Here is a 17,560-nt window from a genome sequence, read left to right as displayed (position 1 = left end):
AGTGAACAATAAATACCATCATATTGCAATAGCTCTTGCCGGCGCGACACAAAGCGCAACACTTATCCCCCAGCTTGCTAATACTGGGGTTTGTAATACTACAATTTATCAAGTATCGATAAAAAGCATATTCAACACATCACCAAAAAACACTGATGATGTTTATGATGGTATAAACAATATCAAAACAGGGTTAGAGACACTTATCACCCTACTTTCCTCCAACCAAAAACAGCATGTTGAACTGATTCGTTACCTTTTTGGCACCTTAAGTATTACCAGCAAACTATTAAAAAATAATGAAGCGTTAGATAAAATAGATCAGCGTTTACAACGAATATCAGGCCTGTATCCTGAAATGAATAATGAAACAATCGACAATCATATTGACGATCTCTCTTATTCATTAGCTGGAATCTATTCTGATATCATCAGCCCGTTAGCAACAAAAATCAAAGTGGTAGGTAAAGCTGAATATCTACAAAATTCATTAGTTCAAGCCAAAGTCAGATCTTCACTATTGAGTTGTGTTCGCTCGGCCATTTTATGGTATCAAGTTGGAGGAAGTCGCTTCCAATTCCTATTAAGTCGCAAACGAATAGCTAATGCAGCGCAAGAGTTATTAAAAGAAATTAATCAATAAAGTTATTAAATTAAAAAATAGCAACGGAGTAAAACCGATGGAATTATCTGCTCTAACCGCCCTATCACCAATTGATGGTCGTTATGGTGACAAAACAACAGAATTACGCACAATTTTTAGTGAATATGGTTTATTAAAATATCGCGTTCAAGTTGAAGTACGTTGGCTACAAAAATTAGCTAGCCAAGCAGATATTCTGGAGGTTCCAGCTTTAAGTGAGCTTGCCACTAAACACCTTAACCAAATTGTAGAAAACTTTGATGAACAAGATGCACTACGCATTAAAACCATCGAAAAAACCACAAACCATGATGTTAAAGCGGTTGAATATTTCCTAAAAGAGAAAGTAAACAGTAACGAAGAGCTACAAGCTATTAACGAATTTATCCACTTTGCCTGTACCTCAGAAGATATTAACAATCTATCTTACGCATTAATGCTAAAAGCAGCTCGAGATACAGTAATCGTTCCTTATTGGAATAAATTGATTGATATTATCACCGCTCAAGCTAAAGCTTATCGTGATCTGCCATTGCTATCAAGAACGCACGGACAACCCGCTACACCATCTACCATTGGTAAAGAGTTTGCTAATGTAGCCTACCGTTTAAAAAGACAACTTAAACAACTACAGTCAATTGAAATTCTAGGTAAAATCAATGGGGCGACAGGTAACTATAATGCACACATGGTGGCTTACCCACAAATCAATTGGCACAAATTTAGTGAAGAATTTGTCACATCATTGGGATTACAATGGAATCCATACACCACACAAATTGAACCACATGATTATATTGCCGAATATTTTGATTGTGTTGCACGTTTCAATACCATCATGATCGACTTTGATCGTGATGTTTGGGGTTATATTGCACTAAATCATTTCAAACAAAAAACCATCGCTGGTGAGATCGGATCGTCAACCATGCCACACAAAGTTAACCCAATTGATTTTGAAAACTCTGAAGGTAACTTAGGCATAGCTAACGCTATTATGAGTCACTTGGGTAGCAAACTACCTATTTCTCGTTGGCAACGAGATTTAACTGACTCAACAGTATTACGTAACCTTGGTGTAGGTATTGGTTATGCGATCATCGCTTATCAATCGACCCTAAAAGGCTTAAATAAGCTTGAAGTCAATCAAGAATATCTACTTGAAGAGCTTAACCGTAATTGGGAAGTGCTAGCCGAACCAATTCAAACCGTAATGCGCCGTTATGGTATCGAAAAACCATACGAAAAATTAAAAGAACTCACTCGCGGTAAACGTGTTGATGCACAAGGAATGCAACAATTCATTGACTCGTTAGCTTTACCTGAACATGAAAAAGCAAGATTAAAACAATTAACACCGGCAAATTATATTGGTTATGCAATTCGTTTTGTCGATGAACTTTAAGCGGCACATTTAAACCGTAAAAAAATAAAAATGTCTTCATGCCTAAAGCGTTCAAAACTTTAGGCAAATCGACTCAAGAGTTAAAGAAAAGATAAACAAAGATTTGAAAGGAATGGAAACACCATTGAAAATTCGCATCGCCACTCGTAAAAGCCCCTTAGCACTTTGGCAGGCTAACTATGTAAAAGAACAACTGACAGCTATCCATAGCGATCTGACCGTGGAACTGCTTCCTATGGTAACCAAAGGTGATGTGCTTTTAGATAGTCCACTGTCAAAAATTGGTGGAAAAGGATTATTTGTAAAGCAACTAGAGCAAGCCATATTAAACAACGAAGCTGATATTGCTGTTCACTCAATAAAAGATATTCCCGCCCAATTCCCGGAGGGACTAACCCTATCAACCATCTGCCAACGCGATGACGTACGTGATGCACTCATATCAAACCAATATCAAAGCTTGGACGATTTACCGCAAGGTGCCATTGTAGGTACCTCAAGTCTAAGACGCCAATGTCAATTGCGAGCAAAATATCCACATCTCATTATAAAAGATTTACGTGGAAATGTAGGCTCTCGTCTAGCGAAATTAGACGATCAACAATACGATGCAATCATCCTCGCTGCTGTCGGTTTAAAGCGATTAGGATTACAAGAACGAATCAAACAATATATAACAACAGATCTAATCTTACCGGCGGTTGGGCAAGGTGCGGTTGGCATTGAAACCCGATCAAATGATGACACGATTCTTAAATTACTTGCACCTCTAGACGATAAAAACAGCCGGATTTGTATCCAAGCAGAAAGAGCAATGAATCAAGCCTTACAAGGTGGTTGCCAAGTGCCAATCGCCTGCTATAGTCAATTAACGAATGATTTATTAACTTTAACCGGGTTAGTTGGTAGTATTGATGGAAGCAAAATCATTAAAGCGACGCTAACCAAATCAGCAACCGAGCCTGAAACCTTAGGTCAACAACTGGCATCAGAATTGTTAGCCAAAGGAGCTGATAAAATTTTAGCGGAAATAATTGATTGATGATTTATATTACTCGCCCTTCCCCCGAAGGGGATAAGCTAACCCAGCAATTAAATCAAGCAAATATTCCGGCAACCCATCTCCCATTATTCAAAATCTTAGCAGGTCACGGACTAAATAGCCTTCAACAACAGCTTAACCAACTTGCGCCATCAGATATCGTAATTGTGGTATCGCCACAAGTCAGCTATATGATAAAAGAACATCAACCTAATCTAAGCTTTCCTAAACATCTACGCTATTTTGCCATTGGCAAAAAGTCAGCTCAATTGTTTAGTCAACAAGCTGACGTTCACGTTGATTATCCAAATGAAGAACATAGTGAGGGATTATTACCACTATTGACTGACTTGCAAGGCCGTTCCGTTTTAATTTTGTGTGGAAACAATGGACGGCAATTGCTGTCTCAAGAGTTGCAACAAAAAGCAAACGTGACCTCAATACAATGTTATTTTCGTCAACCAATTCAATATCCAGCCAACATACTAACTGATGATATTGCTCAACAAATCCTACTCGTAACAAGTGTCGATCACCTACTCCAACTCGACACATATTGCCAAAATAAACATAAATATGAAGCACAATTGGTGGTAACTAGCCCACGGATATTCGAAAAAGCCAAGCAACTAAAATGGCATAACGTTTTACAAATTGTTAGCGCAAATAATGAATTTTTATTTAAAACAATGATAACTCTATGTCATAATGCGGAAAATATTTCTCAAAAATCTAAATGAGGTAATTTATGCCATCTAGATATTATGGTGCCAATGCAACACTATCAAACATCAGCACCACTTCATTTAGCCAAATAAAAAAGACAGAAGCGAATAATATGATGAATATAAATAAAAAAGAGACAAAACCTTCTAGTCCTCAACCTGAGCCATCAGTCAATACGCTAAAAGCGCCAGTATCAAAACTCTCAATACTCGCCATCGGATTAACAGTTTGCTTAGGTGGATTGATCTATTTTCAAGGTTATAGACAGCTTCAAAACCAAACACATGAAATCTCAACGCTACAAACTGAAATTGCCAATTTAAAACAACATACCAAAGCAAGTATAATTAAAGATCTTCAAAGTAATATTGATGATGCCATCAATAAACAAAACCAACAGTTTTCATTATTAACACAACGCGTTGACCGTCAATTAAGCGACAACCAAAAAGCTCAACAGCAACTTACTGAACAAGTTAACGATACCAATAAATTAAACGAGCAAAATCTAAACAGCCTCAACGAACGTTTAGCAGCTGTATCGACTCTGGATAACAACGTTTGGCTCATCTCGCAAGCAAACTACCTAGTGCATTTAGCTGGAAGAAAAATCTGGAGCGATCAAGACTACACCAGCGCCCGTTTATTACTCAAAAGTGCAGATGAAAGCTTAGCGAAAACAAATGATCCAAGCTTACTCCCTGCTCGACAAGCCATCACCAAAGATATTAACTCACTATCTCAAGTCACTTTTGTTGACGCTGATGGCATAATCCTAAAATTACTTGGTTTAACTGAATCAATAACAGAATTACCATTAGTTGGAAACTATAAAGATATCGATCTGGGTATGAATCAACATGACGACACCCTTGCTAACAACGCCAATACTTCAGCAGATAATGTTACCCATTCAACAGATGATTGGTCAGATAATTTATTTGCTAATGCTTCAACATTTATGGATAAATTCATCAAAATTGAAAAGTTAGATGTAAAAGATAACCATTTTTCTGAGTGTCTAGAAAAAGCAGGAAGTGACGAAAAACAAATTGTAAAATGCCAGATCCTAAAAACACCACTTAGTGCAGAACAATCACTTTACCTGCGCGAAAACATCCGTTTCCGTTTATTGATTGCTGCTCAAGCAGTACCAAGACATCAAGAACTCATTTATCAACAAGCACTAAATGATACCGCAATTTGGGTCAATGCTTATTTTGATGGCAATGCCCCTAGCGTAAAAGCATTCATAGATGAGCTTGAAAACTTACAAAACCAACCAATCAGTAACCAAAATATACCTGATAAACTCGACAGCATTACTGAACTTGAAAAATTAATGCAAACCCGCGTTAAATCGATATTAGGTAAATAGGAGAATAATAATGTTCAAAATACTCATTATATTCCTAGTATTAGTTGGTGGATTTTTCCTTGGGCCATTGTTTGAAGGCCACCAAGGTTCTGCGGTATTCGAAGTTGCCAAATATCGTATCAGCATGTCATTTAACTCATTTATGATTTTGCAAATCATTGGTTTGCTCTGCCTATACTTAATCTATAAATTATTCTCTAAAATCTTCAATACCAAATTGGGTAATTGGTTTAGATTACGATCGCCAAAAAAATCAATTAAACGTATTGAACAAGCGCAATTTTATTTATTAGAAGGTGATTACCGACAAGCAGCAAAACTATTTATGAAAAGTGCCAAAGGAGCAAAAAGTTCGACACTATCTTACTTACTTGCTGCTCAAGCACAAATTGATGATGACCAACTTATCGCCGCTAATCAATCTTTAGAGCAAGCAGCTAAAAGTTGTCAACCAAATGAATTATTTGCTTTTCAGCTTGTACAAATTCGGTTACAAATCAAAAATCACGAATATAGCTCAGCCAAAATCACAATCGAAAAACTGCTAAACGAAAAACCGCGTAACATTGAGCTCCTAAAATTAGCAGACCAGCTATATTATGAATCACAAGATTATCAAGCGGTGATAGAACTGTTACCGATCTTATACAAAACCAAAGCTTACCCTGATTCGCAACTCGATCAGTTCAAACAAGCGGCTTATATTGGTCGTATAAAACAGTTATCTACGGATATTGATTCTTTAGCTTTAATAAAATGGTGGAAAAAACAACCAAAATCTATCATTAACAATCTTGCCAATCAAAAAGCAATGGCCAACTACCTAACTCAATTAGGTCAAACCGCCGAAGCTGAAAGACTAAAAAGAAACATCATGCGATTAGAGCAAAAAGAACAATGTTGACATAAAAAACAGGGCAATCGCCCTGTTTTTTATTTATCGCTAGAGAATAAAATACCGAATCAAAGCCATACAACTCATGCCCGTAATCACCACCCACATCAGGTTTCGTGTCAATACCGCCACAATAATAGTTGGCACAGCGGCTAAACAATATTCCAAATTAAAAGTAGGAAACTCACCTTGCTTAACAATAAACAAATTTTGCACAAATAGCGCAGTTAAAATACAGATAGGCACATAAGATAGAAAACGAATCACGATTTCAGGCAATTGCAATTTTCTAACTAATAAAAATGGAATAACTCGCGGTAACCAAGTCACCACACCACTCCCCAAAATAATCAACAAACTATACAAACTCATGCTTTACGCTCCACAATAATACCCATAAAGCAGCCAGCAAAAGTACTAAATAATATTGCCATTTCGGACGATACAAATCGCAATAAAAAGACCAGCACCACAGTTACAGTTAACATTGCAATAATCAGATTTCTAATGGTTTTTGTTTTATCACCAGTTAACTGCAAATATAATAAACCAATAAACATCGCAACTAATGTATAATCTAAACCAAACTGAGCAGGATTCGGCAACCACTCGCCAATCAATGCACCAACTAAACAGGATAATATCCACGCCAAATAAGCAGTAACATTCAGCCCATGCATCCAAGGCGGATTGATCGGCGTTTTATTAGCAATGGCATTCATCGCAACCGCAAAACTCTCATCGGTTAATAAGCTACCAATCCCAATATTATTTAAAAGCGAAAAACGCCGAAAAGCAGGTGCAGTAGCCATACTCATCAAAAAATGGCGTGAATTAACCAAAAAAACAGTAAATATCACAGCCGAAATCGGAGTTGCTACAATCATTAAACCCGTGATGATAAATTGCGATGCACCCGCATAAATGATAGCAGCCATCAAGGTGATTTCTAACACTGACAAATTAGAGGCTTTACCCACTACACCCGCAGCGATACCAATTCCAATATACCCCAATAAGGTGGGAATACAGGCGCGCACACCATCTTCAAACGTTAATGACATCTTTCATTCCTTACAAACTGATATCCTGAATAATTATAATAATAAAGATTAGATTGCAGACAATTAATTAGACTAAAAACAATTAACCGCATTTTATAATCAAACTTTGCTATAATAGAGTATAACAACGCTCTATTAAAACTATTTATTATATTACGGTAAAATTATTTATGTATACAGGCACTTTATTTATCATTTCAGCACCAAGTGGTGCAGGCAAATCAAGCCTGATTCGCGCCTATTTAGCACAAACTAATCACCATCCGGCTAAAGTTTCAATCTCTCATACAACCAGAAACCCAAGACCGGGCGAAAAACAAGGTGAACACTACTATTTTGTAGACAATCAAGAATTTGAATCACTTATAAAACAAAATGCCTTTGTTGAATATGCTCACGTCTTTGACCACTACTATGGCACATCCAAAGCTGAAATCGAACAATCATTACAGCAAGGAATAAATGTCTTTCTTGATATCGATTGGCAAGGTGCACAGCAAGTAAGACAACAAATGCCTGAATCAAAAAGCATCTTCATTTTACCGCCATCACTAAAAGAGCTTGAAAATAGACTGATTAAACGAGGCCAAGACGACGCGAATATCATCAGCAAAAGAATGCACAAAGCCCAATCTGAAATATCGCATTATAACGAATATGACTACATCATAATAAATGATGATTTTGATGAATCATTAACAGCACTTAATGCCATTATGACAACAGCGAGTCTTGAGCAAGCAAAACAAACCATCACACACCAACAACTTATTGATGACCTGCTTGCACCAACATACTAATAGAATTGAAAAAAAATCGCCGAAAAATCGGCGATATAACGTACTAATTACCTAACGCTTCAGACGCTTGGCTATTTTGAATTAACTCCAGCTTATAACCATCGGGATCTTCAACAAAAGCAATAATCGTCTTACCACCTTTAACCGGCCCCGCCTCACGAGTCACACGACCACCCGCTTGACGAACGTCTTCGCACATCTTAGCCACATCATCAACCCCAATAGCAATATGACCAAACGCCGTACCATGATCATATTTATCCGTCCCCCAATTATAGGTCAACTCAATCACCGAACTTTCAGACTCATCACTATAACCAACAAAAGCAAGCGAGTATTGATATTCAGGATTCTCACTTGTTCTAAGCAACTTCATTCCCATTATACGAGTATAAAAATCAATTGAACGTTTTAGATCGCCGACGCGGATCATAGTATGTAAAATACGCATTGCAGTACTGTTCCTTATTACAATTAAACATCTAACTTGAGTTTATCTATTTGCACCAAACCAAGCAAATTTTTATGCTGACAAAATAATCAATTAAGAGAATTTAAAAATAGGTAAAATGGGAAAAAAGGAAAAAATGGAAGAAAGAGAAGAAAAAAAATGCCTTCACGAATCATACAATAAGTGAAGGCGAACAAATCAGTAAGATTTGAAAAGGAACCTTTAATATCTTGAATTATATTTTGGTGCTGCACTAATACGTTTACCGTTAGAGATCAGTTTCACTTTTTGACCAGGGTAAAACTGCTTAGCATCACCTTTTTGAACAATAACAATCGTTGAACCTTTATCTTGTTTGATTTCTAATTCAACCGCTGCAGCTTGGCTTGCTTTGTTTTCGATAGCATCACCTAAAATTGCACCACCTACAGCACCGGTAGCTGCAGCTAAAATTCGCCCAGTACCATTACCAATTGTATTACCTAATACTCCCCCGATGACTGCGCCGCCTAAAGGACCCGCAACATTGCCACCATTTTTGCCATCAGAGTTAGCTTGAATCTTCACAGCTCTTACAGCAACAACTGTACCATAACTTACTTGTTGAACTTGCTTAGCTTGATCGGTTGTATAAACATCGCCAGAATAAATATCACTATTACTGCACCCAGATAAAATTGCTGCTAGTATAGTTAATGTGACGATTTTTTTCATAATTTATTCCTCATATATTGAGTATAAAATTTTATACCTCTAATAGCATAATATTCTTTTGCAAAAACGACAACATCATTTTCACAATTTTATCATTTGATAATACAATTTATAATCAACTTAGGTTATACTCAGCTCAATAGTTAATCTACCATACAATAAGTACATGAAACGGTTATTTTTTCCTTTAATATTATCAGTTATGATAACTGCCTGTCATGATGAAAATCAAAAAGCAACGACGAAAAATGAAACCGTCACTCATCAATCTAAGCTTGATTGTATGAATGACAAACCGAATTTAAATCTTGACGCCATCGCAGCTGATGGTTGTCCAGTAAAATAATTTTATAGGCAAAATAACAGCATGAAAACTATCGAAATCGACGAAGAACTTTATCAATTTATTGCAGGTCAAACTCAACATATAGGTGAAGATGCTTCAAGTATTTTAAGACGATTATTAAAGTTCAACCAATTGTCAGCAATCGAAATTGCCCCATCAGAACTCACTGAAAACAATTATTCAGTTATTGAAAACCTCATTAAAAGTGAAAGATTTACAAAAGAAAGATCTACCATCAGTCGATTTTTAACGGTATTAAACGCGCTATACAACTACAACTCAGCACTATTCTCCATTGCAGCGACCTCACTCCATGGTAGAAAGCGTCAATACCTAGCTAAAGACAAAAAAGCACTTGAAACCTCAGGTAAAAATACCAAACCACGAGAAATCATTGGCACCCCATACTGGGTCATTAGCAACACCAATACTGCTCGTAAAATACTCATTATTGAATCGATTATGAGTGACATGGGAATATCAGAAAGCATGATAAACCAAGTGACTCATGCATTCTCACCATCAAGTAAATAAAAATTCACGCAATGAACACAAAAGTGAATAAAACGAATTGTGAAAGAGGAGTAAAAAATGGATAAGCCAAGTCGTGCGGGATTGTTAGCGCAACCGACAGACCTAATAAATGTCGAAACATTAAAAAACAATTACTACCAAATCAAACCAGATACAGACAATATCAGCCAACTGGTCATCTTTGGTACATCGGGTCACCGTGGTAGCTCAAACAAAGGCACCTTTAACGAAGCTCATATTCTAGCCATTGCACAAGCGGTGGCGGAATACCGCAAAGCTAACAACATCACTGGTCCTTGCTTTATTGGCCAAGATTCCCACGCCTTATCCGAACTTGCGCTAAAATCCGTTTTAGAAGTCTTTATTGCTAACGAACAAACCGTAGTTATCGCTCAAAACTGGGGTTACACACCAACGCCAGTAATATCGCACGCCATCTTAACTTACAATAAACAATCACAATTAGCTGACGGCATCGTTATCACGCCATCACACAACCCACCTGAAGATGGCGGAATCAAATACAACCCAACTAACGGCGGGCCTGCTGATACTGACATCACCAAACAGATCGAAAATCGCGCTAACGAACTACTCAAAGCCAACCTAAATGGTGTCAAACGCGTCACGATCGAAAAAGCGATAAAATCTGACTACCTGCATACTAAAGAATATGAAACCGATTATGTTAATGATCTGCAAAACATCGTCGATCTATCGCTTATCAAATCATCATCACTCAAAATTGGGGTTGACCCGCTTGGTGGCGCCTGTATTACCTATTGGCCACGCATTGCTGAAAAATATGGCCTAAACCTAGAAATCGTTAACAACAAAATCGACCCAACATTTAGCTTTATGCATCTTGACCATGATGAAATTATCCGCATGGATTGCTCAAGCCGTTGGGCAATGGCAGGATTACTAAATCTAAAAGACAAATTCGATCTAGCCTTTGGCAACGACACCGATGCTGACCGCCACGGTATCGTCACCCCAAAAGGACTAATGAACCCAAATGCCTACTTATCAACCTGTGTAAACTACCTATTCCAAAACCGCCCACAATGGCACAAAGATATCGCAATCGGTAAAACACTTGTAACTAGCTCAATGATCGACCGCGTAGCTAACAGCTTAAACAAAAAATACCTTGAATATCCGGTTGGTTTTAAATGGTATGCTGATGGACTCTATCACGGCAAACTCGGATTTGCTGGTGAAGAAAGCGCAGGCGGATCATTCCTAAGAACCAACGGCAAAGTCTGGACAACTGATAAAGACGGCATCATCTTATGTCTACTTGCTGCAGAAATGACTGCCAAAATTGGCAAAAATCCGCAAGAACAATATCAAGAGCTTGAAGACAATTTTGGTATCTCATACTATGGACGCATTCAAGCTTCGGCTACATTTGCTGAAAAACAAAAACTGGCCAAACTTGATGCAAGCCAATTAACCACAGACAAACTAGCCGGTGAAGAAATAACCCAATGCCTCACTACCGCGCCAGCAAATAATGCGCCAATTGGTGGATTAAAAGTGATCACCCAAAACGGCTGGTTTGCAGCTCGCCCATCGGGAACGGAAGACGCATATAAAATCTATGCCGAAAGCTTTATCAGCAACGAACACCTTGCCACCTTACAGCAAGAAGCACAACAAATAGTGGCAAAAGCAATAAAATAAAAAGCTAATAAGTTAACGGATAAACGGGGTAATAAAGCTAAATATAATTATTTATTAGCGCCCAAAACCCCGCTTCTGATTTTTTTATTTAATTATCTGAATCTTCATTAATTAATAAAACTTAAATTTAAAGGTAGATTGATTATGGAGATACGCAGCTAACGCGAGGGGACCGATCATCCCAATCATTATAATAAACAGCTCCAGCCTCAAAAGGTGAATTAACTGCTATATAGGGCCGATTAGAATATTTAATTTCTTTAACCCAATAACGTTCAAACTCCCATTCAGCATTTGGATATTGTGGTGATCTATCTACATCTTTAATAAGATATCCCCATTCATTTGATAATCCCCCTACCCATTCATTATTATAATTTTTATAGCTAATTTCTCGTCGCCCAGATCTATCAGTGCGCCCAAGAATCCCTCCTGTCCAACCTTGACCGTTAGCGTTATTATAATCCCTTAAACTTGGTAATCTATAACCACTAAATCCCGCACAGTAATCTTCTGCACGATAACGACCTCCAAATCCATACGGTTTTACAATAAACCAACGTTGAATTTTAAAAGTATACAAAATATTACGTCTTGAACTATCGGAATAAATTTTAAATACTGAAGGATTAAATTGAGGATTTGAAGAATTTATAGTAGGTCCTCGCAATTCAACTCTTAATGCAATATCACCGCCTTTATGTATTGAAGAATAAGAACCCCATCTTGGTGTCACTGTTGATGAAAGTGCTAATGAAACATTTGATCTACCATTTGTTGGATAAATGGTAGATCCATTGGCTGATATAACCTGTTCAGGACTAATTCCACCTAATAAAAGGTAAAAAACAGCACCATTAAAGCCTGTTGTAGGAAAGTTTACTTCTGGTGAATTAATATTCTGTACCTTAAAGCCTTTCATCGCATTCCATTGCGAAGATAATTCATCACCACCGGTGCCATTTAAATTAGGTTGAGCATAACAAACATTAGGTCGATCAATTGTTGGATTTAAATAATACACATGGTAACCATTACGAAAAGTACTACTTTTCGGATGGCCATATTGAGTAGATAGTTGCCCATTAGTTGCTGTAACAGTTAATTTATAAGGAGCATCACATGCTGAAAGTTTTTGTGAAGGGTTGTGTTTTACAACTGAAGTAATATCATTACCTACCACATCTTGCCATTTAACAGTCAAAGAGCCTGTAGCACTAATATCACTATCTCCGTCATCATCCTGCCAATAGTTATAAGGGGAACCAATTAAATTACTAAGATTAATTTTTGGATAATTATTATTTCCTGTAATTGGAACAAGTGTTTTAACACTACTAAACTGATTTGATCCATTTGGTAACGTAATCGGGTTAGACTGACTGGAATAATCAACAATAGCATTAGGATATAAATTTGCTGTACTCCCCGGCGCTATATATTGTTGACCATTTTCTAATGTAATCCCTAATAAAGCTTCAGAAGTCATAACTTTGGTTTGACCATGATCTAAGGTCAAATATGGAGCACTACCATAAATTACATTTGAAGTTTTAGATGTTAATGCATAGCTAGAAAAAGTAAGCAAAAAAAGTACACTCAAAAAAATTTGCCGAAATAAATTAGAACGACAGTAGGAACTCACCAAAATTCGAAGAATTCTACTTGTTCTCGTGGAAAAATGTGCTTGTATATAAAATAAACGCTGGGAACTGGACTTAGGCGAATTTAAAAGATAGGTTGGCCAGGTTGCCTGTTGCCTGTTGCCTGTTGAAAATTATAATGCATTTTAGACCACCCTGTCAAGTAATTTCTTGATTAATTTACAATTTTATACTTTTCTGTCAAATTTTAGCCTATTAGCTAAAACCGTGTAAAAAGTATAGTGATTGGAAAAACACGATGCAACACTTTTTTTCGCTCATTTATGTTAACTTTTGTAAGCGGGATCTAAAAAGGATCTAAATTATAATTGATTATACACTGTTTTAACTAAAGATATTGTCATTACAAATCTTTAAAATCAGGGTAATTGATCCTGAAAAATTTTATTTTAGGGCTTTGAATTAGAAATTTAGTGATTTTGATATTTGAATAATTTTTTAAGTAAAATTTAACCCCTCAAAAACCCCGTTCCTCAACTTTTTAAGAAACAGGATATTATCTGCACTGAATAAACTGACTGATGTTGATTGATTCGAAAATTATATTTTATAAACTGCCTACACGGCATAAACCTAGAACAAGACATACTATAATCGTTGTTTGCAAAAAGGCAAAGTGCATTTGGAGTTTTAAAAACCCTTTTTTTTAGTATTTTTTTAACATTGTGATTTTTAATTATTTTATTTTTTGAGTAAAAAAAGGGTTATAAAAATAATATTTTGGGGGCTTAGAAAACCCCACTCCTAAACTTTTTTTTGCGATAAAAAACCGCAAAAATAAACGTGCCTAAGCGAGTAATTCAAACGTCGCTAAGCCACAAAATTGCTTTTATCACTCAACGACGTTGAGCCTTCGATTCCGCTACTCTTTTCACGCTATCGTTTATATGACTAAAGCCTATGGATTAAGAACAAAAAATAAAAACTAAGGCCAAACACAGATTCCCCCATTGTTGGGGTCGCCAGAATACTCAGATCCATACACAGAACCTAATATTGAGTTCACGGTAAATCGATTGCTACCATTAGCGTCACTAGTCCAAACCTCACCGTAGTCAAAATTGGCTCCAGAGTAGCGAGACAAGTCGCTCCATTCGGAAAAAAAGCCAGCACCAATGTGACGTTGGTGGAAGTTATCAGGTGAAAAAGGAGTCGCACCAACTGAACCATCACACTCTGTGCGCGAATTGCTTCCCTGACAAGATGCATTAGTTAAATCTTTTACCTTAGGCACACGATAACCTAAACTGTTACACCAAGATAGTGTCGAAGGATAAGTGTAACTATTAGTACCACGATTGACAAACCATTGCTTTAACACAAACCCATACTTAACAACAGCGTTACCATTACTATCACGACCAACTAACTCGAATGTTTGTGGTAAAACAGGTGTTGCAATACGCTCTGGATTGTCTAAATTCCATTGGGACTCGGTTGCAAAAGGACCTGTTAATTTAACACGAACACCTGATGTAACCGGTGACTTTGTCATAGTCGCAGTGATGCCACCTTGAGAGACTTGTTCCCATGATAAATCTTCACCACCACCACCAATATCTAAATCAAAGTACAATCCATGAGCACCAGCTGTAGGAAAATTTAAATCATAAGATGATTGAGGAAGAAAGCCATCAGAAGGACTCCACATCGTAGCTGGACCACGGAAGTCATGAGAATAGTTCTCATCCATATCACCGGGTGATAAATTAGGCCTAGCATAACAAAGCTTCGGCACAGCGTTCTTAGGATTTATCATATAAATGACATCACCGGCACCAAATTTAATACTGTTTGGAATACCATATTGTGTAGCTAATTTACCACCTGTCGTAGATAAACGAAGGTAATAAGGCGCCTTACAAATATCTACCATTGCATTACGCGATACATACTTATAGTTTTTATCCCAAATAGATAAACTCAAACTACCAGTAACAGAGAAATCACCATCACCATCATCATCCTCTCCATAATTATAAGGAGAACCAATAAGCGTACTGAGTTCGACTGAATCACTATCAGTTGGAACAAACATTCCAATATCAGCAAAACTTTGATCTACAGCTGGCAACTCAATCGGTGTAATGGATGAAGGTTTGGTTGATGGCGTATATTGAGTTCCATCAGATAAAGTTATTCCTAGTAAACTATCAGTATTTATAGCTCGTGTATGACCACCATCAAACGTTAAATATGGAGCATTACCATGGATAATATTTGAAGTTTTAACTGTTAATGCATAACTGTAAAAAGAAATAGAAAGCAAAATAGTTAAAAAAATTTGCCTAAATAATAAATGAAAGGTTGGAAATAAGGATCGCACCAAAATTCGCGATCCACTATGGAGAATATTTAAAATTATACTTTTGTAAAAAATAAACATCGAAAGTTTAACTCTTTAAAACTATAACATACACCACAAATAAACTCTATAAATCAATACATTACCAACTTTTTTATACTTATACTATTTTAGTCATTTAGATAAAAATGTATAAAAAATATCATTCCAAAGCCATCAAATTAACGATTCATCAGCGAATTGATTTACTTTTGCTATTGATCTACCTTAATAATAAGTTCTAACGATTAACACAAACCGCATTCGAGCTGTAACTGTCCCTAAGCGCTGAACCATGCCTCATATCCAAGACATAAGTCTTACCATCATTGTTTGGGGTTCTTGTCCAGTACGTATCGCCGTAAAATTTGACGTCGGGGTAACCGCTCATCATCCCCCATTCAGAAACAAAACCTCCACCAATATAACGTTGATAAAAATTATTAGGTGAGGAAGGAGTAGCACCGACTAACCCTCTACACCAATTACCTGACTCCTTACCACGACAAGATGCATTGGTTAAATCCTTTATCTCAGCCACTTGATAACCCAGACCATTACACCAAAGTGTTGCACGAGAATAAGAATTTGCCGCGGGCCCACTGTTGACGAACCATTGCTTTAATACAAATCCATATTTAACGACAGGGTTACCATTGCTATCACGGCCAACTAACTCAAAAGTCTGAGGTAAATTAGGTTGGCCAATAGGTTTAGGAGTAGGACTCATGCCTGTCTCGGTTGGGATAGGACCAGTGAAGGTAACGCGTACACTTGTAGCTGTAGAATTGCTCATAGTCGCAGTGATACCTTCAAGCTTAACAGGAGACCAAGACAAAGCCTGATTAACACCACCAATGATTAAATCAAAGTACATTTTGTTGGCAGCAGTAGTAGGAAAGTTTGAACTATAACGTGATGAGTCAGTTGATTGAGGAATAAAGCCATTAGCAGGATCCCACATCCAAGACGGACCAGCGAAGTCGTGAGAAATACCAAAATCGCCATACTTACCATTTTTTAAGTTTGGTCTAGCAAAACAAACCACCGGAACAGCCTTAGGATTAACAGTATAAGTGACACTACTTTCATTGAAAGTACTATTAGGAGGAAGACCGTAACGCGTAGTTAATTCGCCATTAGTACTAGTTAATTTTACTTGATAAGGTGCTTTACAAATATCGAGCACGGTATTACGTGATACAGCTTGATTACTGTTATCCACGATAGATAAACTTAAACTACCCGTCGCAGAAACATCACCATCTCCATCATCATCTCCCCAATAATTATTAGGAGGACCAATAAGAGAATTTAAATCGACTGAATTAGTATTAGTTGGGACGAACATACTTATATCAGCAAAGCTTTGACCTGTAGCTGGCAAGACGATTGGGGTTGTAGGTGAAGGATTGGTTGAAGGCGTATATTTCGTGCCGTCAGATAGTGTAATCCCGAGCAAACCGTCATTATTAACCGCACGAGTACGACCGCCATCGTAAGTTAAATATGGCTCATTTCCGTGAATAGAATTCGAGGTATTAACGGTTAATGCATGGCTAAAAGAAGGAAGTAATAGTACGACAAAGATCAGCCGAAATAATTTGGATCGATGAAAAGATCGCGCCAAAATTCGTAGAATTTTGCTTGAACAGATGAAAAAATGAAGTTCTCGGAAAAATGAAAGTTGAGAGCTTAACTTTGATGAATTTAAAGTCGAACAATGGTGCAAATTGTAATGCATAACGACAATCCTGTCAAGTAACTTTATGATTTTTTATATAATTAACACTTTAGATTCTAACTGCAAATCTATAACACTTGGAGATTATAGTTACGGCAAAAATACGATGCAATAGCCCTCA

Annotated in this window: 17 protein-coding genes; 10 read left to right on the top strand and 7 right to left on the bottom strand. The window is 37.0% G+C overall.

The features are described from left to right. Nucleotide 1: 1 nt before the first annotated feature. From hflD to GYM76_RS03615, 6 genes are all read left to right on the top strand, one after another. A complete protein-coding gene (gene hflD, locus GYM76_RS03640; protein WP_220225932.1) occupies nt 2-643 on the top strand; it encodes a high frequency lysogenization protein HflD in 642 nt (213 codons plus the stop codon). Nucleotides 644-680: 37 nt separating this feature from the next. Continuing rightward, a complete protein-coding gene (gene purB / locus GYM76_RS03635) occupies nt 681-2,048 on the top strand; it encodes an adenylosuccinate lyase (RefSeq protein ID WP_220225931.1) in 1,368 nt (455 codons plus the stop codon). Nucleotides 2,049-2,160: 112 nt separating this feature from the next. After that, a complete protein-coding gene (gene hemC, locus GYM76_RS03630; protein WP_065562659.1) occupies nt 2,161-3,090 on the top strand; it encodes a hydroxymethylbilane synthase in 930 nt (309 codons plus the stop codon). Beyond that, complete coding sequence (locus tag GYM76_RS03625; RefSeq protein ID WP_255561405.1) at nt 3,090-3,830, top strand: uroporphyrinogen-III synthase; 741 nt, start codon at nt 3,090-3,092, stop codon at nt 3,828-3,830. Before hemC ends, GYM76_RS03625 begins: the two co-directional genes overlap by 1 nt. Nucleotides 3,831-3,838: 8 nt before the next feature. Next, entirely contained in the window at nt 3,839-5,194 is a 1,356-nt protein-coding gene (locus GYM76_RS03620) for a uroporphyrinogen-III C-methyltransferase (RefSeq protein ID WP_220225929.1), read from the top strand. A gap of 10 nt (nt 5,195-5,204) precedes the next feature. Further along, nucleotides 5,205-6,098, top strand: coding sequence for a heme biosynthesis HemY N-terminal domain-containing protein (locus tag GYM76_RS03615; RefSeq protein ID WP_220225928.1), 894 nt, complete (start codon nt 5,205-5,207; stop codon nt 6,096-6,098). Between the two features lie 39 nt (nt 6,099-6,137). Here GYM76_RS03615 and GYM76_RS03610 read toward each other — a convergent pair whose 3' ends face one another. Next, nucleotides 6,138-6,461 carry an AzlD domain-containing protein gene (locus tag GYM76_RS03610; RefSeq protein WP_220225927.1) on the bottom strand — a complete coding sequence of 108 codons (324 nt, stop codon included), beginning with the start codon at nt 6,459-6,461 and terminating at the stop codon, nt 6,138-6,140. Next, complete coding sequence (locus GYM76_RS03605) at nt 6,458-7,153, bottom strand: AzlC family ABC transporter permease (protein ID WP_220225926.1); 696 nt, start codon at nt 7,151-7,153, stop codon at nt 6,458-6,460. The genes GYM76_RS03610 and GYM76_RS03605 overlap by 4 nt, the downstream gene beginning before the upstream one ends. Before the next feature lie 170 nt (nt 7,154-7,323). Here GYM76_RS03605 and gmk point away from each other — a divergent pair, with 170 nt between their 5' ends. Continuing rightward, complete coding sequence (gene gmk / locus GYM76_RS03600) at nt 7,324-7,953, top strand: guanylate kinase (RefSeq protein ID WP_220225925.1); 630 nt, start codon at nt 7,324-7,326, stop codon at nt 7,951-7,953. 43 nt (nt 7,954-7,996) lie between these two features. Here the strand turns inward: gmk and gloA are convergent, their stop codons facing one another. After that, complete coding sequence (gene gloA / locus GYM76_RS03595) at nt 7,997-8,404, bottom strand: lactoylglutathione lyase (RefSeq protein WP_255561379.1); 408 nt, start codon at nt 8,402-8,404, stop codon at nt 7,997-7,999. A 222-nt stretch (nt 8,405-8,626) separates the two neighbouring features. Beyond that, on the bottom strand, nt 8,627-9,121 hold the full coding sequence (locus tag GYM76_RS03590; RefSeq protein ID WP_065733935.1) for a glycine zipper 2TM domain-containing protein: 495 nt from the start codon (nt 9,119-9,121) through the stop codon (nt 8,627-8,629). A gap of 163 nt (nt 9,122-9,284) precedes the next feature. On the opposite strand from GYM76_RS03590, the gene GYM76_RS03585 reads away from it, so the two are divergent. Genes GYM76_RS03585 through pgm form a run of 3 tightly spaced genes read left to right on the top strand, consistent with a single transcriptional unit; the run spans nt 9,285 to nt 11,687 of the window. Beyond that, nucleotides 9,285-9,464 (top strand): hypothetical protein, encoded by a 180-nt coding sequence (locus GYM76_RS03585; RefSeq protein WP_065733934.1) that lies wholly within the window; start codon nt 9,285-9,287, stop codon nt 9,462-9,464. Between the two features lie 21 nt (nt 9,465-9,485). Continuing rightward, a complete protein-coding gene (locus tag GYM76_RS03580) occupies nt 9,486-9,998 on the top strand; it encodes a hypothetical protein (RefSeq protein ID WP_065562668.1) in 513 nt (170 codons plus the stop codon). A gap of 57 nt (nt 9,999-10,055) precedes the next feature. Then, nucleotides 10,056-11,687, top strand: coding sequence for a phosphoglucomutase (alpha-D-glucose-1,6-bisphosphate-dependent) (gene pgm / locus GYM76_RS03575; protein ID WP_220225924.1), 1,632 nt, complete (start codon nt 10,056-10,058; stop codon nt 11,685-11,687). Between the two features lie 142 nt (nt 11,688-11,829). Here the strand turns inward: pgm and GYM76_RS03570 are convergent, their stop codons facing one another. The 3 genes from GYM76_RS03570 to GYM76_RS03560 all read right to left on the bottom strand — a co-directional run bounded on the left by GYM76_RS03570 (nt 11,830) and on the right by GYM76_RS03560 (nt 17,439). Next, nucleotides 11,830-13,290 (bottom strand): hypothetical protein, encoded by a 1,461-nt coding sequence (locus GYM76_RS03570; RefSeq protein WP_220225923.1) that lies wholly within the window; start codon nt 13,288-13,290, stop codon nt 11,830-11,832. A 986-nt stretch (nt 13,291-14,276) separates the two neighbouring features. Next, nucleotides 14,277-15,677: a hypothetical protein gene (locus GYM76_RS03565; protein ID WP_220225922.1), complete on the bottom strand. Its 1,401-nt coding sequence runs from the start codon at nt 15,675-15,677 to the stop codon at nt 14,277-14,279. Nucleotides 15,678-15,936: 259 nt separating this feature from the next. After that, nucleotides 15,937-17,439 (bottom strand): hypothetical protein, encoded by a 1,503-nt coding sequence (locus tag GYM76_RS03560; protein WP_220225921.1) that lies wholly within the window; start codon nt 17,437-17,439, stop codon nt 15,937-15,939. Nucleotides 17,440-17,560 lie beyond the last annotated feature (121 nt).

It is taken from the genome of Gilliamella sp. ESL0443, from assembly GCF_019469165.1.
Lineage (GTDB): Bacteria > Pseudomonadota > Gammaproteobacteria > Enterobacterales > Orbaceae > Gilliamella > Gilliamella apicola_E.
This window is presented reverse-complemented; position numbering and strand designations above follow the sequence as displayed.